The 22,679-nt window shown below is 42.4% G+C and carries 18 protein-coding genes; all 18 read right to left on the reverse strand.

Features of this window, described 5'->3' with window-relative positions:
- Window positions 1-3 precede the first annotated feature (3 nt).
- Entirely contained in the window at window positions 4-1,563 is a 1,560-nt protein-coding gene (gene rny / locus ACP8HG_RS09825; protein ID WP_067211083.1) for a ribonuclease Y, read from the reverse strand.
- A 246-nt stretch (window positions 1,564-1,809) separates the two neighbouring features.
- Entirely contained in the window at window positions 1,810-2,868 is a 1,059-nt protein-coding gene (gene recA, locus ACP8HG_RS09830) for a recombinase RecA (RefSeq protein WP_067211085.1), read from the reverse strand.
- Between the two features lie 176 nt (window positions 2,869-3,044).
- Window positions 3,045-4,298 (reverse strand): competence/damage-inducible protein A, encoded by a 1,254-nt coding sequence (locus ACP8HG_RS09835; RefSeq protein WP_340740381.1) that lies wholly within the window; start codon window positions 4,296-4,298, stop codon window positions 3,045-3,047.
- A 14-nt stretch (window positions 4,299-4,312) separates the two neighbouring features.
- Window positions 4,313-4,891, reverse strand: coding sequence for a CDP-diacylglycerol--glycerol-3-phosphate 3-phosphatidyltransferase (gene pgsA, locus ACP8HG_RS09840; RefSeq protein WP_067211090.1), 579 nt, complete (start codon window positions 4,889-4,891; stop codon window positions 4,313-4,315).
- A 50-nt stretch (window positions 4,892-4,941) separates the two neighbouring features.
- A complete protein-coding gene (locus tag ACP8HG_RS09845; RefSeq protein ID WP_338655908.1) occupies window positions 4,942-5,850 on the reverse strand; it encodes a helix-turn-helix domain-containing protein in 909 nt (302 codons plus the stop codon).
- On the reverse strand, window positions 5,825-6,622 hold the full coding sequence (locus ACP8HG_RS09850; RefSeq protein WP_067211096.1) for a DUF3388 domain-containing protein: 798 nt from the start codon (window positions 6,620-6,622) through the stop codon (window positions 5,825-5,827). Before ACP8HG_RS09850 ends, ACP8HG_RS09845 begins: the two co-directional genes overlap by 26 nt.
- Window positions 6,623-6,907: 285 nt before the next feature.
- Window positions 6,908-7,642 carry an elongation factor P 5-aminopentanone reductase gene (gene ymfI / locus ACP8HG_RS09855; protein WP_067211097.1) on the reverse strand — a complete coding sequence of 245 codons (735 nt, stop codon included), beginning with the start codon at window positions 7,640-7,642 and terminating at the stop codon, window positions 6,908-6,910.
- Entirely contained in the window at window positions 7,639-8,937 is a 1,299-nt protein-coding gene (yfmH, locus tag ACP8HG_RS09860) for an EF-P 5-aminopentanol modification-associated protein YfmH (protein WP_067214010.1), read from the reverse strand. The genes ymfI and yfmH overlap by 4 nt, the downstream gene beginning before the upstream one ends.
- 2 nt (window positions 8,938-8,939) lie before the next feature.
- Complete coding sequence (gene yfmF, locus ACP8HG_RS09865) at window positions 8,940-10,214, reverse strand: EF-P 5-aminopentanol modification-associated protein YfmF (RefSeq protein ID WP_187045360.1); 1,275 nt, start codon at window positions 10,212-10,214, stop codon at window positions 8,940-8,942.
- Window positions 10,215-10,389: 175 nt separating this feature from the next.
- Window positions 10,390-11,349, reverse strand: a complete 960-nt coding sequence (locus ACP8HG_RS09870; RefSeq protein ID WP_338655906.1) for an ABC transporter permease — start codon at window positions 11,347-11,349, stop codon at window positions 10,390-10,392.
- Between the two features lies 1 nt (window position 11,350).
- The gene (locus ACP8HG_RS09875; protein ID WP_187045362.1) at window positions 11,351-12,397 is read right to left on the reverse strand and encodes an ABC transporter permease; all 1,047 of its coding nucleotides are present in this window, start codon (window positions 12,395-12,397) and stop codon (window positions 11,351-11,353) included.
- Window positions 12,387-13,943, reverse strand: a complete 1,557-nt coding sequence (locus ACP8HG_RS09880) for an ABC transporter ATP-binding protein (protein WP_187045363.1) — start codon at window positions 13,941-13,943, stop codon at window positions 12,387-12,389. The genes ACP8HG_RS09875 and ACP8HG_RS09880 overlap by 11 nt, the downstream gene beginning before the upstream one ends.
- A gap of 365 nt (window positions 13,944-14,308) precedes the next feature.
- A complete protein-coding gene (locus tag ACP8HG_RS09885) occupies window positions 14,309-15,379 on the reverse strand; it encodes a BMP family lipoprotein (RefSeq protein ID WP_338655904.1) in 1,071 nt (356 codons plus the stop codon).
- Between the two features lie 48 nt (window positions 15,380-15,427).
- A complete protein-coding gene (locus ACP8HG_RS09890; RefSeq protein ID WP_067211112.1) occupies window positions 15,428-16,156 on the reverse strand; it encodes a GntR family transcriptional regulator in 729 nt (242 codons plus the stop codon).
- Window positions 16,157-16,320: 164 nt separating this feature from the next.
- A complete protein-coding gene (locus ACP8HG_RS09895; protein WP_438298575.1) occupies window positions 16,321-18,654 on the reverse strand; it encodes a DNA translocase FtsK in 2,334 nt (777 codons plus the stop codon).
- A 209-nt stretch (window positions 18,655-18,863) separates the two neighbouring features.
- The gene (locus ACP8HG_RS09900; protein WP_067211116.1) at window positions 18,864-20,531 is read right to left on the reverse strand and encodes a ribonuclease J; all 1,668 of its coding nucleotides are present in this window, start codon (window positions 20,529-20,531) and stop codon (window positions 18,864-18,866) included.
- Window positions 20,532-20,639: 108 nt separating this feature from the next.
- Window positions 20,640-21,530, reverse strand: coding sequence for a 4-hydroxy-tetrahydrodipicolinate synthase (gene dapA, locus ACP8HG_RS09905; RefSeq protein ID WP_342538726.1), 891 nt, complete (start codon window positions 21,528-21,530; stop codon window positions 20,640-20,642).
- Window positions 21,531-21,556: 26 nt separating this feature from the next.
- Entirely contained in the window at window positions 21,557-22,582 is a 1,026-nt protein-coding gene (locus ACP8HG_RS09910; protein WP_067211122.1) for an aspartate-semialdehyde dehydrogenase, read from the reverse strand.
- Window positions 22,583-22,679 lie beyond the last annotated feature (97 nt).

The raw sequence follows: 22,679 nt of genomic DNA on the forward strand, positions 1-22,679 counted from the left end.
TCTTTATTTTGCGTATTCGACCGCCCGTGTCTCACGGATGACCGTTACTTTAATATGTCCTGGATAATCGAGCTCTTCTTCAATCCGTTTCCGGATATCTCGTGCTAGACGATGGGCTGTTATATCATCGATTTGGTCTGGGCGGACAATAATTCGAACTTCGCGTCCTGCCTGGATGGCAAATGATTTCTCCACACCGTCGTACGATTCAGAAATCTCTTCAAGTTTTTTCAGTCTGCGGATATAATTTTCAAGCGTTTCACTGCGCGCTCCTGGTCTTGCAGCGGATAATGCATCTGCTGCTGCAACCAATACGGCAATGACTGATGTCGCTTCAGTATCCCCATGATGGGATGCGATACTGTTAATAACAACAGGATGTTCTTTGTATTTCGTTGCAAGTTCAACACCAATTTCAACGTGACTTCCTTCTACTTCATGGTCAATCGCTTTTCCGATATCATGAAGGAGTCCAGCACGTCGTGCAAGCGTAACATCTTCTCCAAGTTCTGCCGCCAATAAACCTGCTAGATAAGCAACTTCTGTTGAATGCTTCAAGACGTTTTGGCCATAACTTGTGCGGAAACGCAATCTTCCGATGATTTTAATAAGATCTGGGTGTAGATTATGAATGCCAATATCGAAAGTTGTCTGTTCTCCAGTTTCGCGGATGAGTTCATCCACTTCACGTCTCGATTTATCAACCATCTCTTCAATGCGTGCTGGGTGAATTCGTCCATCTTGTACAAGTTTCTCTAATGCAAGTCGTGCAGTTTCCCGACGTACCGGATCAAAGCCTGACAAGATGACCGCTTCTGGAGTATCGTCGATTATTAGGTCAATTCCTGTCAACGTTTCGAGTGTTCGGATATTACGTCCTTCACGACCGATAATACGGCCCTTCATTTCATCGTTCGGTAGATTAACTACCGACACAGTCGTTTCAGCAACGTGGTCTGCTGCAAAACGTTGTAAAGCGATGGAAAGGATTTCACGCGATTTTTTATCCGATTCCTCTTTTGCTCGTTGCTCTGACTCTTTTGTCATTACAGCGATATCTGTAGCAAGTTCTTTCTCCACTTCACTAAGGATGAGCCTTTTCGCCTCATCACGTGTCAGTGATGATATCTTTTCAAGTTCAGTTTTCTGAACCGAAACAAGTTCTTCCGCTTTTTGTTCCATCTGTTCGATATGCTGTTGTCTTCCGGTAAGCGCTTCTTCTTTGCGCTCCAGACCTGCGTCTCTTTTATTGAGAGCTTCATCTTTACGGTCATGATTTTCTTCCCGTTGCAAAAGACGGCTTTCTTGTTTTTGCAGTTCCGCCCTTCGTTCACGGATCTCTGATTCCGCTTCAATTCTCAGTTTGTGAGTTTCATCCTTCGCTTCTAGTAGTGCCTCTTTTTTAAGAGCATCCGCTTCACGCTTCGCCTCTTCGACGATTTGTTCTGCCGTAAATTTGGCACCACTCACTTTTGAATCGTTCACTTTCTTATTAAAGAAATAGGTAACAACGGCACCAACGAGCAGACCGAGCAAAGCGGAGATAATCAATCCTAATGACATCCAGGTCACCTCCTCTTGCTATTCTTTTCATTTTCAGTCGGCTCATATATCGACGTACAACATACTGCCAAATTCATTTCAATGGAATGAAATTATACAATTCTAATTGTATCTATGTAAATTTGACATGTCAAGGATACACAGGTCTTTGAGACACATTATTCTTGGAATAATAATAGTTTTTTCGGAGAATATATAAAAACCGATCACGCCCTACTAAGAGGACGAATCGGCTTTTTGTCTAACTTATTCTTCACCAAGTAGCAGTTCCAACTCTTCGTCTTCGTCTACTTCATGAGCACCAATCACATAGTTTGAGCTTGCAAGTCCATATGATTCACGAATTTTGTTGGCGATTTCCGAACGGATATCCGGGTTTTCTTTCAAGAATTGTTTCGAATTCTCTCGTCCCTGTCCGAGTCGTTCTCCTTCATAGGAATACCAAGATCCACTCTTCTGGACAACTTCGGCTTCGGCACCAAGGTCGATAATTTCTCCTTCTCGGGAAATTCCTTCTCCGTACATAATATCAACTTCCGCTGTTTTAAACGGAGGTGCAACTTTATTTTTCACAACGCGGATTCGTGTTTTATTTCCCACTATGTCATTGCCTTGTTTAATCGCTTCTCCACGTCTTACATCTAGGCGTACTGAAGAGTAGAATTTCAATGCGCGCCCGCCTGGAGTTACTTCAGGGCTTCCGAACATAACGCCGACTTTTTCACGGATTTGGTTAATGAATATCGCGATTGTGTTTGACTTATTAATGGCGCCGGAAAGTTTACGCAATGCTTGTGACATAAGACGGGCTTGTAACCCGATATGCGAATCTCCCATCTCGCCTTCAATCTCTGCTTTAGGTACAAGCGCAGCAACGGAGTCCACGACAAAAATATCAACTGCCCCGCTTCGTACAAGCGCTTCAGCGATTTCAAGCGCTTGCTCTCCCGTGTCAGGCTGAGAAAGTAATAATTCATCGATATTAACGCCTAACTTACGCGCATAAATCGGATCGAGCGCATGTTCAGCATCGATGAATGCAGCAGTTCCTCCAGCTGCTTGTACTTCTGCAATGGCATGAAGGGCAACAGTCGTTTTACCAGAACTTTCAGGTCCGTATATTTCAATGACACGGCCGCGTGGATATCCGCCTATGCCGAGTGCAGCATCAAGAGCAAGGGAGCCCGTAGAAGAAGTTTCAACTTCCAGGTTTGTTTTTTCACCCAGTTTCATAATAGATCCTTTACCAAACTGCTTTTCTATTTGTTTTAACGCCATTTCTAAGGCGGCTTTACGATCGCTCAATTTATTTCCTCCCTCAAGGTAATGTTTCTGTTTTTCTTACTACCTCTAGTATACTCCTTTAATGAGAAATACTCAATCAAAAAGCGAACATTTATTCGATTAATTTTCTCGAATTAAATATATAAGTGAGAATACCTGGGTGTTTAACATTTTTAATTGAGAAAACGGCTTAAATCTTAACTTTGGCCTTCTTTTGTAGTTAGGTGTTTAATCAGATAATAGAGCGCAAATCTTGCTGCTCTGAGACGGTTTGCGTTTCTTGAACCCGATAGTAACAACTTAAATGTCTCTGTCTCTGCATTCGTAGAAGCGATACCAATCCACACAGTGCCGACTGGCTTCCCATCATGTGGATCTGGGCCAGCCGCACCTGTTAAACCAATTCCAATATCCGATTTGAACGTTCGTTTCACGTTTTCCGCAAGGGCAGCCGCGCATTCTGCACTGACGACACCATACTCCGCAAGTAGGGACTGCTCAATACCAAGTTGTTCTACTTTCGATTTCTCATTGTAGACGACAATGCCACCTTCTAGTGACGAACTAATCCCTGGTTCACCGGCCAGTTCTGCCATAAATAGACCTGCCGTCAGACTTTCCGCAGCAGCTATTGTCCAACCGTTTCGAATGAGAAGTTCTGCAGCTTTGGATGCCAATGTATCATCATCAGTTCCGTAGATGTAGTCTCCAACTAGTAAACGTATCTCCTCTTCTATAGGCGCAATCAGCTTCAACGCTGCATCGGTCGTTTTTGCTTTTGCAGTGAGGCGCAATGTGACCGCGTCAGCTGTTGCCAGCGGAGCAACTGTCGGATTCGTTTGTTTTTCCAAAATAGATTGAATCCGGTGTTCAAGCTCCGCCTCCCCAATACCGTAAAACTTCAGAACTCGCGATGTGATAACTTCCTGTTTGCCAGTAACACCTAACAAATAAGGAATCGCCTCATCCGTAAACATCGGCTCCATTTCATGCGGTGGACCTGGGAGAAGGATATAGCGTACTTCATCCTTTTCAACAGCCATTCCGGGTGCCATTCCTTTTCGGTTTGCTAAGACTTTAGCGCCTTTAAACACTAGTGCCTGTTTCTTATTATTCTCCGTCATAACCCTACCGCTACGTTCGAAATATTGCTGAATATAAAGAAGTGCCTCGTCATCGCTGACTAATGTTGTACCGATATGTTTCACGATGGTTTCTTTTGTCATGTCATCTTTCGTCGGTCCAAGTCCGCCTGTAAAGATTAGAATATCTGCACGTTTCATTGCAATTTCAATCACTTCATCCAAACGATCCGGGTTGTCGCCCACAACCGTCTGATAATGAACATCGATACCAATTTCTGCGAGTTTTAATGAAATGAATTTAGCGTTCGTATTCGTAATTTGTCCAAGTAATAACTCTGAGCCAATTGCAATAATTTCTGCCTTCATAGCTACTCATCCCCTTACATTGAATCAACCAGTACACGTCTGTTTTTATAGAAGTAATCGAAACCTGACCAAATTGTAAAGAAGAGCGCGATGTAAAGCATGATGACACCGAATGGTACACCAATCGACTCGAAAAATATATTATTCAACAACAGCGAAGTAATGGCTAAGATTTGTGCCACCGTTTTAATTTTCCCGAGCTGGTTGGCCGCTACGACTTCCCCGCCGCCTGCAAGGATAAGCCTAAGACCCGTCACAGCGAATTCCCGGCTAATAATAATGATGACAATCCATGACGGTGCTATTCCAAGTTCAACAAGTATGATCAAAGCAGCAGAAACAAGCAATTTGTCCGCCAGCGGATCCAAAAATTTCCCCATATTGGTAACAAGATTATTTTTCCGAGCGATATACCCATCAAGCCAATCTGTTATAGATGCAATAATAAAAATAAGTCCACCGATTAAATGTTCTTTCATCATTTCTGTACCAGCGATAGTTATAGTGCCCAATTTAAAATCAACTAGCATGAAAACCATAAAAACTGGAATGAGCAGAACGCGTGATACGGTTATTTTGTTTGGCAAATTCATAAAATACACCTTTCCTTTCAAAGAAAATAGTCATCTAAAGTAGATGACTATTACTCTTTCTTGTATTCAATCATAATATTTTGTGGAACAGTATCCTGTGGTGGCACACCGTATTCAAGTAACACACCGTTGACATATATTTCTGTAGACTTAGGACGCCCAACACGGATTCGTACAGATTCGGTAGCCGTCACATCAAATTCAATCGATTCCCCTGCTACCATAATACGTGCAGGTGTCATCCATTCTTTTCCGGAATTATCTTTTACACCAATCCAAGATCCCCCGGTTAAACGGATTTCAAGTTTGAACGATTCTGCTCCAGTTAGTCCGTACACTGATGTTTCTCCGCTTGCGCTTTCAAAAGCTAAAGTCTGTTCCGGTTTTTCCGGTTCTACCTCTTCCTCCACAGGCTTTTCTTCTACTTTTTCCGTGTCTTTCTTAGGAGGAGTTGGTTTACTATTTTCCATTATTACCGGTTGATTCGTTTCGACGCCATTCACATCATCTTTCTTGCCAGATGACCCTTGATAGAGAGTCCAAATAACAACCACGATAACGATAATAAATAAAGCGACGATGATTTTCGGCATCATTTCATTTAACTGATCATTATTTCTTAAACCTCTTTTACGTGTCAATGTCGACGAAGCACGCTGACCCGCCTCTTCCTCGGATGGCACTTCAGGAGACGTATTTTTATACATAGATAGCATTTCATCAGAATCTAGACCTACTGCCTCTGCATATTGTTTGATGAATGCCCGTACATAAAAAGATCCAGGCATCATGCTGTAATCTTCATTTTCGATACCGGAGAGGTACCGTTTCTGTATTTTCGTTATTGACTGTAAATCATCCAATGTAAATCCTTTAGCCATTCTCGCCTGCTTGAGACGATCACCTAATCCGGTCACCAAAAACACCTGCCTATCAGAAGTTGAATAAACCCGATCCATCCGTTATTCCATGGTCGGACATCATATGGTTTTTTTCCATCATTTCATATGTAATTTCTTGATCTGGTTCTGTTCTTAATTCAATAATATAATCAAAGTCTTCAATACTGTATTCCGAATGCTGAACAAACATATCCGGATGCTCCACAACTTTTATAGAGGGCATTCGCATCATTTCCCTGACAAGTTGCATGTGACGTTCGTCCTCCGCCTTACGCGTAACGATACCGTCCAAGATGAAAATATTATCTTTTGAAAACTCATCGCCCGCTAAGTTTTTCCGCAACGTTTGCTTAATCATCGTCGACGAAAGGAATATCCACTTTTTATTAGCACAAACACTTGCCGCTACGACTGATTCCGTCTTCCCTACTCGTGGCATCCCGCGAACACCAATCAATTTATGGCCTTCCTGTTTGAATATTTCAGCCATGAAATCAACAAGAATCCCAAGGTCATTTCGAAGGAAACGGAACGTTTTCCTTTCGTCTGCATCACGCTGTATATAACGTCCGTGCCTGACCGCTAGAATATCGCGCAACTTTGGCTCACGGATTTTTATTACATGAATCGTTTCCATCGTCTCGGCGATTTGTTCAAAACGCGCTATCTGGTCGTCGTTGTCAGTTCGTAGCAGCATTCCACGATGTCCGCCATCAACACCATTAATTGTAACAATGTTCACGCGCAACATTCCGAGCAACGACGAAATATCACCCAGAAGGCCAGGCCGGTTAACCTGAATTTCATATTCAAGATACCATTCACCCATCAGACACACACTCCTTTGTCCTTTTTTTTGAACACGCACTACTATATGACGCACAAGAAGTAATATAGTTCTATGATAGCTGATTAAATGCATTATGAAAAGGAAAAAGGGGATTGTTTTAATCCCCTTCCCCAATCAATTACATTGCGTACAAATTTTGAATTGCGCTTGCATGCCTCCATGATGCAGGTATGCTACGGGGAGGGATTGAACTACATCCCCCCTTGTTGCCTTTCCACGCACTTCAAAATTCGTGCTATCACCGGAGGCTTAAACTGAATTAAGTTAAATATACCAGCCGCCGTTCACTTTCATAATTTCACCTGTCATATAATCCGCCTTGCCGCTTAACAGGAAATTAACTGCTTCAGCGACATGTGCTGGTGTCCCGGAACTCATAAGTGGTATTTCATCGATAACCATCTGTCGTTCATCTAATGGTATGTCACTATTCATTCGCGTTTCTATCCACCCAGGTGCCACAGCGTTGACGCGTATTCCTGAAAAGGCGGCTTCTTTCGCGTATGCTTTCACAAATGCGTGTTGCGCCCCCTTCACAGCGGAGTACATCACTTCTCCTGCCGCCCCCGTATTACCCCATATCGAGCCAATCATGACAACGTACGATTGCTCAAACTTGCGTAATTGTGGAGATACCAGACTTATAAATCGTGCGGGGTTTTGTACATGGACTTTCCATAGTGCATCCATGTCTTCAGTGCTTGTTTCCGTCAACAGTTTCATCATCGATTGCCCATTTGCAACAACAACAGCACTAATAGTACGAACTTGTTGGACGAGTAATTCTGCTCCATCTTGTGCACTGAAATCTGCTTGGACTGTTTTAAAACTCAATTGCGGATAGGTCATACTCAGTTCCTGCTTCAAAAGAGTAGCATGTGCAGCATTTTCATTGTAATGAAGGAATAGCGACCAGCCTGCAGCCGCTAATGTTCGACTAATCGCATCGCCTATTCCACCTGATGCACCAAGTACAACGCAGTATTTCTGTTCCGTCATTCTGCCTTATCAGCTGGAACAATTGAATAGACCGTATAACCGCTTTCATCCGAAAACGTTTGGAATGCATCTTTCAAGTTTTCGAGCGTTAATTTCTCAAGTGTTGGAACAACATCGAACAAATTCATGTTGTTAAACGTATAGCGAGTAAACTGGTTGGCGATAAACTCCGGAGAATTCAAAGAACGCATGAATTGACCAATTTTCTTTTTCCTCATTCGATTAAGTTCCAAGTCCGTGATTGGCCATGTTTCAACGGTGTTTTTCACAGTTGTTCGGATTGCTTTTTCGAGTTGTTCCGGCTGGTCTGTATCAGAACCAATCATTGCGAAACCGAAGCCATTCTCCATTGTAAAATCATAAGAAAACGACTCATCAATAAGTCCATCATTATACGTTTCTGTATAGAATTCGGATGATCTGCCAAACAGGATATCCAGAACTAGACCCGCTGAAAGTTCCTGAATGAGCATCTCTTCTCCATCAATATCTGTATTAGTACATTTCATACCAATATTCAATTTCGGCTTCGATACGTCCATTGCAAGCTTCCGCTCAGTGATTGCTGCGGTATCCTTTTCAGTAGGGAAACTACGTACAATTTCTGCAGGATCATCGAATGTTTTTGCATCTTGATTTTTCTTGATGAATGCCATCATCTCTTCCGGATCAACAGCACCTACAACGAAAAGCACCATGTTGGACGGATGATAGAACGTTTCATAGCATTCATACAAATAGTCCGCCGTGATATCTTGAATCGATGCGACCGTACCAGCGATATCAATTTTCACGGGATGTTCATGAAACAGGTTTTCGATCGTACCGAAATAGAGACGCCAATCCGGCTGATCATCATACATCGTTATTTCCTGGGCAATAATACCCTTCTCTTTATCAACAGTCTTTTCCGTGAAGTACGGCTCCTGTACAAAATCAAGAAGAATTTCAGTATTGTCATATAATTTATCCGTAGCAGAGAACAAATAAGCAGTTCGTGTGAATGATGTAAACGCATTGGCAGATGCACCGTGCACACTAAACTTTTGGAATACGTCCCCATCTTCTTTTTCGAACATTTTATGCTCTAGGAAATGGGCAATGCCATCAGGAACTGTCACTTCCTCTGTTTTTCCACGCGGGATAAATGTCCGGTCGATTGAACCATATTTAGTCGTGAACGTCACGAATGTTTTCGAAAATCCACGTTTCGGTAAAATATAGACGTCCAAACCATTGTCGAGTTTTTCATTATATAATGTTTCCTGTAAATTATCGAAGTGAATATTCTTCATCATTAATTAGCCTCCTTGCCCGATAACAGATAGACGATTTCTAGTTTAATTTCAGATGCCATATTTTTAACATCGTCTTTTGTAACGGATTCCCAGCCTGCAATGATTGTATCTGCTGTGAAATTTTCATCCAGCTCTTTGTATTGATCAAATACTTCAATCTGTCCTCTTGCAGAATCAAACGCACTTTTAATACCGTTAGCAAGTAAGGCTTTTGTCTGTTCCATTTCAAGGTCTGTAATTTCACCTTGTTGAAGTGCAGTAAGTTGTTCACTAATAAGTTTTACGGCTTTTTCTTCCAGTTCAGCATCAATTCCCGCCATTACATAGAGAAGTCCATAATGCGAAGAATAGGAACTAGATGCGTAATACGCCATGCTTTCTTTTTCACGGACGTTAATGAAAAGCTTACTATGCGCAAAACCGCCGAAAACTCCGTTTGTCATTTGCATTTTCGCATAATCAGGGTGACGGAATGTAACTGGAGTGGTGAAGCCTAAATGGAGTTTTCCTTGTTTCATGTCTTGTTTTTCGCGAACATGACGGACTTCCCTTTCTTGAGTCGCCGTTTGTTGTGTAGCAGTTTGACGTTCATGCACTTTACGGCTATTGAATGTTAATAGTGACCTGATTTTTTCTGTCATTTCATCTTCGTCAATGTCACCGACAACGTAGATATCAATTTCATCTTCGTTTAGCATACTTTCGTATGCTGCAAATAGGTCTGCAGATGTAAGTGCATCTACATCCTCTTCCGTTCCATATGACGGTGCAGATGCGGCGCTATCGGGACGTAATAATTCAAGCATACGCTTTTGAGCATAACGTGTCTTGTCATCGTAAAGCGAACGAATTCGCTCTTTCACTGACCTTTTTTCACGGTTAACAACTGTTTCATCGAACTGTCCGTCCACGACATTCGGGTCAAAAATGACTGTTTTGATCAAGCTTAGTACTTCTTCAAGCACGCCACCTTCAGATAGATATTCGTCATTTACACATTCAGCTGATAGAGACACGATATGCGTTTCTCCACGTTTTCCAGCATCTGTGTACAATACTGTTCCGTATAATTCATCTAACGCATTGCGGAACTCAGTTTGTGACCTGTATCGACCGTTAGATTCTTCTAAAATATTCGCCAATACTGCGCGAGGAGCCGATTTCTTTTCATCAAGAGCCGTTTTCCACTTGACCGAGAAATTGACAGTTTTGAACTGTTCTGACTTGCGGATATATAATGTGACGCCCTCTTGTAGCTCAACTTTTTTGAACATATAAACACCTCTGTTTTAGTTAATATGCGGAATCCTCACTTCACTATACATTCCATAAGTCAAAAGATGCAAATAAACTAGCGGATGCATCGTAACTTATATGAAATATCGTATGCTGAAGGCCCAAAAATGCCCCTAAGTCCAACGTAACAGACTATCGGGGCATTTTCACTTTTTAACGATTTCCTTTGATATACGGTTGTCCACTCGCTTTTGGTGCATTTGCTCTTCCAATGAATCCTGCTAGCGCAAGAATGGTTAATGCATACGGCAAAATGTGGAAATAAACAGCCGGAACATTTTCCAAGTACGATATGCTTGATGAACTGATAGCAAGTGCTTGTGCGAAACCAAAGAACAATGCAGCTCCCATTGCACCAATCGGATGCCATTTACCAAAGATCATTGCAGCAAGTGCCATGAATCCTTGTCCGTTAATTGTCGCATGACTGAAATCATTCGTCATTGTTTGAGAATAGATAGCGCCACCAATACCAGCAAGACCACCTGAAATGATAACCGCAATATAGCGAATTTTAGTTACGTTGATGCCCATTGTATCAGCAGCCATCGGGTGTTCCCCAACCGACCTTAGACGAAGACCAAATGGTGTTTTATAAATGATGAACCAAGCTAAAAAAGCAAGGCCAATTGCCAATATCGATGAACCATAAATCCCAGTGAAAAACATTGGTCCGATAACCGGAATGTCATGTAAAATTGGAACGTTGAAACGCGGAATGCTTTGTTGGATGAAATCCGTCTGTCCTTTGTCAAAAATCATTTTTACAGAGAACAAAGCAATAGCAATCCCTAGCATGTTAATGGCAACCCCTGATACTACTTGGTCAGCACGGAATGTAATCGATGCGACCGCGTGCATAATGGAGAAGATTGCGGAAACAACCATTGCTACAAGTAAGGCAAGCCATGGTGTCCAAGAACCAAATGTATCGGCATAAGTTAGATTGAATATAATACCGATAAAAGCACCCATTACCATGAGTCCTTCAAGCCCAATGTTAACTACACCTGCACGTTCCGAGAACACGCCTCCGATTGCAGTGAAAATAAGAGGGGCAGCGTATGAAATGGTTAACGGAATGATGAAATAAATTATCTCAAGAAAACTCATATCATTTTGCCTCCTTTTTCTTTTTCATCTTGCTAAGAAGAACACGGATGATATAGCCCGATGCAACAAAGAATATGATAAGTGCAATTACAATTGAAACAATTTCAACTGGCACCCCTGCCTCATTCGGCATATTTCCGGCTCCGTATTTTAACGAACCAAACAAGGATGCCCCGAAGATAACACCTATTGGCGTATTAGCACCTAATAGTGCAACTGCAATCCCGTCAAACCCAATACCTGTGAATGCACTACGCGTCACCATATTACCAAATGTCCCAAGAGCTTCCATCGCTCCTCCAAGCCCTGCAAAAGCGCCAGAAACAACCATTGAAAGAATAATGTTCTTTTTCACATTCATTCCCGCATATTGAGAAGCATGGTCGTTAAATCCGACCGATTTTAGCTCATATCCAGTTTTCGTTTTCTCCAAAATGAACCACATAACTGCAACCATCGCCAGTGCGACAAAGATTCCGTAGTGCAATGTAGAGAAGTCAGTTAGATTAGATAAGAATTCTGAACGTAACGATGCCGTCTGGTGGATTTTTTCTGTCTTATATCCACCTTCAGAAACCGCTTTTATTAACGCATTTACTGTATGAAGTGCGATGTAGTTCATCATTATTGTAACAATAACTTCGTGTACATGAAGCGTTGCTTTTAAAATACCTGGAATCAGTCCCCATAGTGCTCCTGCTAATGCTGCTGCAATAAGGGCAAGTGGTAAGTGGATAAATTTCGGTAATTCAAATGCCATACCGACATATGCCGCTGCAAACCAACCAACAATCAATTGTCCTTCTACCCCAATATTGAAAAGCCCTGAACGGAATGCAAATGCAACCGCAAGACCCGCTAGTATATAAGGGCTTATTTGCCTGATTGTTTCTCCGATAGAATACATATCCCCGAAGATCCCTTTCCATAACGCGATATAGCCAGCAACCGGATCGTATCCGCTGAACCACATTACGGCTGCTCCCACTAACAATCCCAAAATAATCGAGATGATGGGTACCAGTATATTTACAAACCTATTCGACATGGTTATCATCACCTTCTTTCAGCGTAACAGCGCCCTTGTCCCTGGAGTGTCCTGCCATAAGAAGGCCGAGTTGCTGCTCTGTTGTTTCCGTTGGAATAACTGTATCAACGATTTCTCCGTCATAAATAACTGCAATTCGGTCAGAAACGTTCATGACCTCATCTAGTTCAAATGAAATGAGAAGAACTGCTTTTCCATTATCACGTTGTTCAATTAACTTTTTATGAATGAATTCAATTGCACCAACATCAAGACCACGTGTTGGAAGTGCTGCAATCAGTAATTCCGGGTTACGATCTACTTCTCGTCCAATAATAAGTTTTTGCTGATTACCGCCTGAAAGCGAACGGACTAACTCATGCTCACCTTGTGTCCGCACGTCAAACATGTCGATGATTTCTTTTGCTTTCTTAGATACGAGTTTATAATTCATAATGCCTTTTTTGGATAAAGGTTCTTTGTAATACGTTTGCAACGCCACATTATAGCCAACAGTGAAATCGAGAACAAGGCCATGCTTATGGCGGTCTTGCGGAATATGACCGAGACCGGATTCTGTTATTTCACGTGGCTTTTTCCCAGTTACATCCTTTGAATCTATGAAAATTTTTCCACTTTTCACTTTACGAAGACCCGCGATTGCCTCAATCAATTCTGACTGTCCATTGCCGTCAATTCCCGCGATTCCTACGATTTCACCTTTACGAACGGATAGATTTAACCCTTTCACTTTCGGTATACCGCGATAATCTTCAACAACTAGGTTTTCTACATGGAGAACTTCTTCGGCCGGATAGGACGGCCCTTTTTCCGTTTTAAATGTTACTTGACGTCCTACCATCAATGTTGCTAGCTCTTCCGGATTTGTTTCTGAAGTAATAACTGTTCCAATCCCTTTACCTTTGCGGATAACCGTCACCCGATCGGAGACATCCATTATTTCCTGAAGTTTGTGTGTGATGATGATAATCGATTTTCCTTCTTCAATCAGTTTCTTCATAATTGAAATTAATTCCGTGATTTCTTGCGGTGTCAAAGATGCAGTCGGTTCATCGAAAATAAGAATTTCTGCTCCACGATAAAGCGTTTTCAAAATTTCTACCCGCTGTTGCATACCGACCGATATATCTTCGATTTTTGCATAAGGATCTACATCAAGTCCATATAATTGCGAAATCTCGGCCACTTTTTTTGCAGCGTCTTTAACGTTGATCATGCCCATTTTTTTCGGTTCATTACCCAGAATAATATTTTCAGTGACAGTTAGATTTTCAACAAGCATGAAATGTTGGTGAACCATTCCGATCCCCAATCTGTTCGCGACGTTCGGATCTGTAATAGCCGTCGCTGTTCCTCGTACCCGAATTTCTCCACCTTCAGGCTGGTAAAGCCCAAACAGCACATTCATTAACGTAGATTTCCCTGCTCCGTTCTCGCCTAATAAAGCATGGATTTCACCTTTTTCAAGCTGAAGCGTAATATCGTCGTTCGCAACAAAATTACCGAACTCTTTTCGAATATTCAACATTTCAATAACATATTCCACTGGGTCCACTCCCTCGCGTCTGCGTATGTAAGAATCAATCACGCCTCGGTGTGATTGCGTCAAGATTTTGAATTGAGCTTTTAACTCTCTACAAAATCTGTGACATCCGCCGGAGGCTTTGGGTTACAATTCAGCAGGGGTTTGAACCCCCACTGAATTGTAGGCTTCGTTTGCATTCATCTCACCATTTATAGAAGTGGGAGACTTCTGTTGCTGACACTTCGCTTTCAGTACAAAAAAATTGCTGAATGAAGTTAAATTAACAGAAGAAAAGAAACCTCGAACGGCATCTTTTCTTCTAGTAATTTAAAGGAGAATCATGGAGACCGAAATAAATCGGCCTTCATGATTGCTTATTTCTTTTATTATTTTTTAGCTCTGAATTCTGGAACTTCGATTTCACCGTCGGCAATTTGCTTAGTGAATTTTTCAACTTCGTCTAATACATCTTGTGGAATTGCTCCGTGCGAATCAGCAAGTGCAATACCGTTGTCAGCAAGACCGAAAGTTGTTACTTCACCGCCAGGGAATTCGCCTTTAGCAGCTAGATCCGCCGTGTTTTTAACTGCAATGTCAACACGTTTAAGCATTGAAGTCAATGTAATGTTATCGTCGCCTACTTTACCTTCATCGTATTGGTCAGAGTCAACGCCGATTACCCATACATATGCATCTGGATCTGCTTTTTTACGTTCTTTAGCTTCAGAGAATACACCATTACCAGAACCGCCGGCAGCGTGGAAAATAATATCTACGCCTGAAGAGTACATACGGTTTGCTGTTGCTTTACCAAGTTCAGCTTTTGCAAAGTCGCCTGTATACTGTACATCCACTTTTATTTCAGGTTTCACTGCAGCAACACCTGCAATGAATCCAGCTTCAAAACGTTCGATAACGGGAATTTCCATACCGCCGACAAAACCGATTTTATCGGATTTCGTCATACGAGCAGCTGCAACACCCGCAAGGAATGCGCCTTCTTGCTCTTTGAACATAAGACTTGCTACGTTTGGAAGGTCAGAAACCTCGTCAACAAGTGCGAAATTGTTGTCAGGACGTTGTGTTGCAACTTCCTCGATTGACTCTTTCAAAAGGAAACCAATTCCATAGATTAGATCAAAATCACGTTGAACTAGTTTGTTTAAGTTTGGTAGGTATTCAGCGTCTTCTTTTGATTGTAAATAATCAAAACCGCCATCGCCTTTTGTATAGTTATTCTCTTTGCCGTATTCTTTAATTCCTGCCCAAGCAGATTGGTTGAACGATTTGTCGTCAACACCGCCTGTATCAGTTACCATTGCGATTGAAAAAGTATCTTCTTTCGAACCGTTTGTAGAACCTTCTTTGTCTTTCGCTTTATCCGTTCCGCATGCACCAAGTAGTGTGCCTGCAGCTAGAACCATCGATAAAGCTAAACCAAATTTACGTTTGCCCATTGTTGGAACCCCCTTGTTTTCTTCATATTAGTAGGACGTATTAACGTCTTATACCCTTTTGCGTACTACGTGGAAGCTGAATTTATCAGCTCGAAAATAATTTTTCGAGTAGAGGACCATTTCGCCTTCCTCACTGTAATGATGTTGCCGGAGGACAAGGAGTGGAACGTCAATCCCACACCTCAGGATGGACGATGCTTCATCATCGTATCCAACAGGTTCAATGTGCGCCACAGCTTGAACAATACGGATTGTACCTGACTTTTCGATTGCGTCGAATAGGGAATTATTCAATAACTCGTCCGTTCCAGACGAAAGATTTTTTGAAAGAACCTTATCAATACAATAGACGACCGGGTCGCCGTCCGCAGTCCTTACTCTTTTAATTGTAACTAGACGCTCATCTTCACTACATCCGAACTTTGCGATACTTTCATCACATGGTATCGTCTCTAAAACGTCCATAAAAATCGTTCCTGGCTCCATCCCCGCATCACGAATCATAGAAGAAACACTGGTTAAGTTTTCAATGCCAGATGAAAACAATGGTTTTGGTTTAACGAATGTTCCAACACCATGTTTACGGACAATGACTTTATCCTCCTCTAATACACGAAGTGCTTCACGGAGTGTTGCACGGCTGACACCCAACGTACGAGCGAGTTCAAATTCCGAAGGGAACCGCTCATTCTCTTTGAATATTCCCGATTCAATGTCCTTTTTCAGACGTTCAATCACCTGGACATATAGATGCCTTTGGTCCGCCTTTACCATCATTACATCTCCCCCTCAACGAGGTCAGACCTCTGATGTTAAACGTCACTACTAATCATCCATACTATATCACTTTCGTCATATAAAATAAACAATACTTCGAAAAATATTATCAATGTGTTCTTTTGATGTGCTCAAATATACCTATTCTGCCATTCTTTTCAGGATTAAATATCCGTTTCGTCCTTACTCATTAGCACTTGACGCGGTTTACTGCCTTCAGGTGGTCCTACAATCCCCCGCATCTCCATCTGATCTACAATGCGTGCGGCTCTCGAATAGCCGACCCTGAAACGACGCTGCAATAAGGAGACGGAAGCTGTCTGCATGTCCGTCACAAGTTGAACTGCTTCATCGTAATAGTCATCCGTTTCTTCATGTGGTGCTACTTCTTCTATTTCTGTTGGAATCATTTCTTCTTGATATTGAGCTTTCTGCTGCTCAATAACAAAATCGACAACTGCCTCAACTTCTGCATCCGTCACGAACGCCCCTTGAATCCGGACCGGTTTTGCGACACCCGCCGGAAGGAACAGCATGTCCCCCCTACCAAGTAGTTTTTCCGCACCGCCGCCATCCAAAATTGTTCTTGAATCGATTGACGATGACACTGCAAATGCAATCCTAGATGGGATGTTCGCTTTTATGATGCCCGTTATAACGTCAACACTCGGTCGTTGTGTCGCAATAATCAAGTGAATCCCAGCAGCACGGGCCATTTGTGCGAGCCGTGTGATTGAATCTTCCACATCGCTGGAGGCGACCATCATGAGGTCCGCGAGCTCATCCACAATAACGACGATGTACGGCATGCGTGGATGCTTTTCCTCATTCTCTTCGTTCCAGACTTCGATATGTTCATTGTATCCTTCAATATTTCTAGTTCCTGTGTGAGAAAACAATTCGTAACGTCTTTCCATCTCAGAAACAACTTTCTTCAGTGCTTGAGATGCTTTCCGTGGATCCGTGACGACCGGGGCAAGCAAGTGTGGAACACCGTTATAGACATTGAGCTCAACCATTTTAGGATCGATCATCATCATTTTCACTTCATGCGGTTTTGCACGCATTAAGATACTGACAATAATGCCGTTGATACATACACTTTTACCACTACCTGTTGAACCGGCAATCAGAACGTGCGGCATCTTATTCAATTCTGCCAGCATCGCCTGTCCTGTTACGTCACGCCCTAGTGAAATCATTAATTTTGAATCAGGACGATTATTCTCTTTTGCTTCAATGACTTCCCTCAGACTGACAACAGCAACCGAACTGTTTGGGACTTCGATACCGATTGCAGACTTCCCTGGAATCGGGGCTTCGATACGAATTCCACTTGCTGCTAGTGCAAGTGCTATGTCGTCAGCGAGGCTCACGATACGGCTTACTTTGACGCCCGTATCCGGTAACACTTCATACTTCGTGACAGCCGGTCCAAGATGCACCTCAGTAACCTTCGCTTTCACGCCGAAACTAAGGAAAGTTCGTTCAAGTTTTTGCGCATTCGCCTGAATCGAATTGTACTCTTCCGATTGATCGATAATGGGCGTTTGTTTCAGTAATGACGGTGGAGGCAAGATGTAAGATTCATTCTCCTCTTCTCCTGTGACACCTGTGTAAGCATTGACTTCTACGGCAACTTCCTGTTGTTCTTGTAGTTGCCCTTCTTCTACAACTGCCGCCTGCTCGTCCTCAACAGGCTTATCTCTCCTTTCACTAAAGGCCGAAATGATTGGTTGTGATACAACCTCTTCGATTTCCGGTTGGTGCGGAGGTAGATTTTGCACAGCTTGTTCATCAGCTGTATTAGCTTTTCTCTTCGAGCGAGTCGTTCTTGATTCGCTCGAAGATTTTTTAACTACTGATCCTTTTTTTGGAATTGAATCTTTCATCGATTTAAGTAGTTTCGGGAAATGTTCGGCTGCATATGGAACAAGCGCTTTGCCCGTTAAGAGAACAATACCGATTAAAAACAATAAAATACCTGCAACTGTTGCCCCAGCCGAGTCAAACAACGAGTAGAACATGGCAAATAGAATTGCCCCCGTCATTCCTCCCCCGAGCGCTCCACTCCTCGATGTGATGCCATCATTTGTGATAAGCACTTTCCATGTTTCTTTAAGCGCCGAATTCGACATAAGAACACGGCTTTCATACAGTTCCTTGAACAAATGGACATGACTAAACAGAACAAAACTTGCCAGGATGAATAAACATCCTCCTACAACACGGTTTCTCCAACCGCCTACCTTCTGTTTTATCATGAACATAAGTGCCTGAACAATGAGTAAGAGTGGGATCGCAACATGCCAGTTACCGAAAATAAATCTAGACAAAGAAGAGAGGCCTCTCCCAGCAATTCCAAATTCAAATATAATGATGATGGCAAGACCAATCATCACCAAGCCCATCACTTCATAGATCAACGGATGTAAATCGGATGACTTCTTTTTCTGCGCGGTTGATTTCTTTTTCTTCTTACTTGATTTTCTAGCCATGTATTTATGGTACCTCCTTTTCAAAAAAAGGGTTTCCCGCCGGTCAGACGGCAAGGAAACCCTTTGTAGCATTATTATCGATTCTATATACTCTGAAATAAAGATTTCCTTCTACCCGTTTCCGCGCTCAGTGATGCCTTGTAAGGCACCTTTGCTCAGTTTATACAGGTGTGAAAGTATTCATATGTTCAATAAATATAGTTGTTGTATTAGTATTCCATTATTATAGGAATAATCATTGGTCTTCTTTTCGTTTGCTGATACAGATACGAACTAAGTGTATCGCGTATCTCTTGTTTAATGTTTGTCCATTCGAACGTCTCTTTATTCACATACTTCTCAACAATTTTTCTGACAAGATTTGCAGACTCTTCAAGAAGCTCTTCGGATTCACGTACATAGACGAATCCACGAGAGACGATTTCCGGTCCTGCAGCGATGCGTTTCTGTTTACGGTTTAGTGTGACAACAACTGTAAAGATCCCATCCTGTGAAAGTAGTTTACGATCACGGAGTACGATATTTCCAACGTCCCCTACCCCAATTCCGTCAATCAGAATATTACCTGCTTGAACTCGTCCACTCATGCGCATTTTATTGTTTTTATATTCGACAATGTCGCCTTTATCTGCAATAAATATTTGTGATTTCTGAAGTCCTGTCTCCTGTGCAAGTTTGGAATGCGCAATAAGCATCCGATACTCGCCTTGGATTGGAACGAAATAGCTAGGTTGCATTAAGTTCAGCATCAATTTCAAATCTTCCGAACTACCATGCCCTGAAACGTGGACATTCTTACTTGAAGTAAGAACATTTGCACCAGCTTTTGCAAGATCATTCATTGTCTGGAACATCGAAACTTCCATCCCAGGAGATGGTGTAAACGTAATAAGAACTGTATCTGTTTCTTTGATACGTAAGTCTCTATGCTGTTTACGTACAATTTTCTCAAGCGCATCAAGCGGCTCGCCTTGGTTACCTGTCACGATAATAACAACTCTATCATCATCATACTTCTCGATTTCTTTGACTGGGATGACAATGTCATCTTCAATCGTTAAATAACCGAGTTTCATGCCGACTTCGAAGTAACTTTCTAGACTCTTCCCAACGACTGCCACTTTTTTACCTGTTTCCAATGCCGTATCGAATACTTGCTGAATACGGATAAAATTCGACGCATAAAGCGCGACAAGAATTCTACCTTCTGCTCCGTGGAACGTTTTAGATAGACTTTTTTCGATAACCGACTCAGATGTCGTATAACCGGGACGCTCTGCTTCGGAAGAATCCGACATTAGGATGAAGACACCTTCTTCACCAAGTGCCGCCATTTTCGCAATGTCGGGACGGTACTTCCCTTTAGCAGACTGATCGAATTTGAATTCTCCGGTATGGACAATTGCCCCTTCACTTGTATGGAATACGATTCCGAGTGAATCTGGTATGCTGTGTGTCGTATGGAAGAATGTTACGTACGTACCTTTAAAATTCATTCGGCTTTTGTTCGTCACTTCAAAAAACTTAACGTTCGAGGGTGCCGGCATTTCTTTCAAATGTTCTTTCGCCAATGCGATTGTCAATTTAGAACCATAGACAGGTGCTTGTACTTTTTGCAGAAGATAGGAAATCGAGCCGATTGCATCTTCGTGACCGTGCGTCAGGAAAATCCCTTTTACGCGGTCTTTGTTTTCTTCAATATAACTTATATCTGGAATGACGATGTCAATTCCAAGCATTTCTCCTTCAGGGAACATAAGCCCCGCGTCAACGATGAACAGTTCGTCATCAACTTCGACCACGTACATTGCTTTCCCGATTTCTCCAACTCCACCGAGTGGAATGATTCTAATTAGTTCATTTTTTGTTTTTGTCACTTTGTTTCCTCCTATTAATAATTCCCGTCCATAACGACTATATTTCATTATACGGGACTGAAGCTATCTGTACAAACAAAAAAAGCCGGTAATTGATACCGGCTCCGATTAATTGAAAATATGAAGGTTTTTTCTATAGTTTTTCCAGACGTTATCAAAGGGTTCATCATTGCCTTCGAGCGCTATCAACGGCAATCTAACTCCCCCAGTTTCAACACCCAGTTTTTCTAGCGCGTATTTCACCATCACTGGGTTGGGAGCGGTAAAAATTGCACGGAATAAAGGTAGCAACGCTCTATGCATCGCCCCAGCTTGTTCTGTTCGCCCATCTTTGAATGCAGCAATCATCTGCTGCATTTCATTGCCTGCAACGTGAGAAGCGACCGACACGATACCTTTTCCACCTATCGCCAAGGTCGGTAATGCCAATGAGTCGTCCCCGCTATAAACTGAAAATCCCTCATCCGTCCCTGAAATAATGTCCACCATCTGCTCCAGGTTTCCACTCGCTTCTTTTACTGCTCGGATATTTGTTATTTTCGATAAAGCGATGAGCGTTTCAGGAAGCATGTTGACAGCTGAGCGCCCCGGAATATTATACAACATCACCGGTAGGCTAGTTTCACCCGCGACATGCGCGAAGTGGGCGTACATTCCTTTTTGATCAGGTTTGTTGTAGTAAGGTGCAACGAGCATAATACCGTCAGCCCCAACCCGTTCCGCCATCCGTGTAAGCTTGACGGTTTCCTTTGTAGAAAACGTACCAGTCCCCGCGATGACTGGTATGCGCTTGTTTACTTCTTTTATCGTGAACGTAAAAAGTGCTTCCTTCTCTTCTACGGAAAGCGTAGGAGATTCACCAGTCGTACCACATACGACCAATGAATCACTCCCATTCGCAATCAGGTGTTCAATCAGTTTGGCAGTTTTGTCGTAGTCAATGTCTCCCGTTGATGAAAAAGGGGTGACCATTGCAGTCGATACGCGTCCAAGCTCCATTGTTATCAGCCCTTTACTTTGTTTTATTAGTTAAGCAGAGTTTCTGCGATTTGCACCGAATTAAGTGCCGCCCCTTTTAGGAGATTGTCCGATACAATCCACAGATGGAATCCAGCCGGGTGTTCTGGGTCTTTTCTTATACGGCCCACAAACACTTCGTCTTTTCCTTCTGCAAATAATGGCATCGGATACAATTGTTTAGATGGATCGTCTTGGACGACGACGCCTGGTGCATTTTCAAGTAGAGCGTGAAGTTCTTCTACAGAAACTCCCTCTTTACCAATTTCAATATAAACCGACTCAGAATGCCCTGTTACGACAGGTAGACGTACACATGTCGCTGACACGGACAATTTCTGATCACCAAATATTTTTTTGGTTTCATTCATCATTTTGAGCTCTTCAAGTGTATATCCTGAAGCATCGAAGGCATCAATTTGAGGAATCGCATTGAATGCGATTGGATAATGCCGTTCTGCTGAAGCAGATGGTAAAATAGCTGCTTCTATTTTCGAGCGGTTTTCAAACTGCAAACTTTGACTTTCCAACTCTTCAATTGCTTCAGATCCGGCACCTGATACTGCCTGATACGTTGAAACAATAATTCGATCCAATCCAAACTTCTCACGAATCGGTTGCAGCGCAGTCACCATTTGAATCGTCGAACAGTTTGGGTTGGCAATGATTCCTGTATGTCCGCTTAAAGCTCCCGCGTTCACTTCAGGAACAACTAACGGAATGTCTTCAATCATCCGGAATGCGCTCGTATTATCAATGACGACCGCTCCTCTTTTTACTGCTTCATGTGCAAACTTTTCTGAAATAGATCCGCCCGCACTGAAAAATGCGATGTCAATGCCTTCGAATGATTCTGGAACCGTTTCTTCAACAATATATTTATGGCCACCTGCCGTAATTTCTGCACCTGCAGATCGCTTAGAGGCTAGCAGCTTAATTGATTGGACTGGAAAATTACGTTCAAGTAATTTTTCAAGAATTTTTGTACCCACAGCTCCCGTAGCACCGACTATTGCAACATTAACCTTTTTCATCTCTATCTCCCTTTCAGCTTATACGGATGCATAAATAATCAGGACATGCATTTTTTATACTGTTTTCCAAATTGCTACAAAAAACAGCATGATTAAC

The sequence above is a fragment of the Sporosarcina sp. FA15 genome, assembly GCF_051550195.1.
In the GTDB taxonomy this organism is placed as follows: domain Bacteria; phylum Bacillota; class Bacilli; order Bacillales_A; family Planococcaceae; genus Sporosarcina; species Sporosarcina psychrophila.

Excerpts from the sequence above, each read along its gene's own strand:
- rny (WP_067211083.1), bottom strand. The coding sequence starts at position 1,563 with ATGTCATTAGGATTGATTATCTCCGCTTTGCTCGGTCTGCTCGTTGGT.
- ACP8HG_RS09835 (WP_340740381.1), bottom strand. The coding sequence starts at position 4,298 with ATGAAGGCAGAAATTATTGCAATTGGCTCAGAGTTATTACTTGGACAA.
- pgsA (WP_067211090.1), bottom strand. The coding sequence starts at position 4,891 with ATGAATTTGCCAAACAAAATAACCGTATCACGCGTTCTGCTCATTCCA.
- ACP8HG_RS09845 (WP_338655908.1), bottom strand. The coding sequence starts at position 5,850 with ATGGATCGGGTTTATTCAACTTCTGATAGGCAGGTGTTTTTGGTGACC.
- ACP8HG_RS09850 (WP_067211096.1), bottom strand. The coding sequence starts at position 6,622 with ATGGGTGAATGGTATCTTGAATATGAAATTCAGGTTAACCGGCCTGGC.
- ymfI (WP_067211097.1), bottom strand. The coding sequence starts at position 7,642 with ATGACGGAACAGAAATACTGCGTTGTACTTGGTGCATCAGGTGGAATA.
- yfmH (WP_067214010.1), bottom strand. The coding sequence starts at position 8,937 with ATGAAGAATATTCACTTCGATAATTTACAGGAAACATTATATAATGAA.
- yfmF (WP_187045360.1), bottom strand. The coding sequence starts at position 10,214 with ATGTTCAAAAAAGTTGAGCTACAAGAGGGCGTCACATTATATATCCGC.
- ACP8HG_RS09870 (WP_338655906.1), bottom strand. The coding sequence starts at position 11,349 with ATGAGTTTTCTTGAGATAATTTATTTCATCATTCCGTTAACCATTTCA.
- ACP8HG_RS09875 (WP_187045362.1), bottom strand. The coding sequence starts at position 12,397 with ATGTCGAATAGGTTTGTAAATATACTGGTACCCATCATCTCGATTATT.
- ACP8HG_RS09885 (WP_338655904.1), bottom strand. The coding sequence starts at position 15,379 with ATGGGCAAACGTAAATTTGGTTTAGCTTTATCGATGGTTCTAGCTGCA.
- ACP8HG_RS09890 (WP_067211112.1), bottom strand. The coding sequence starts at position 16,156 with ATGATGGTAAAGGCGGACCAAAGGCATCTATATGTCCAGGTGATTGAA.
- ACP8HG_RS09895 (WP_438298575.1), bottom strand. The coding sequence starts at position 18,654 with ATGGCTAGAAAATCAAGTAAGAAGAAAAAGAAATCAACCGCGCAGAAA.
- dapA (WP_342538726.1), bottom strand. The coding sequence starts at position 21,530 with ATGGAGCTTGGACGCGTATCGACTGCAATGGTCACCCCTTTTTCATCA.
- ACP8HG_RS09910 (WP_067211122.1), bottom strand. The coding sequence starts at position 22,582 with ATGAAAAAGGTTAATGTTGCAATAGTCGGTGCTACGGGAGCTGTGGGT.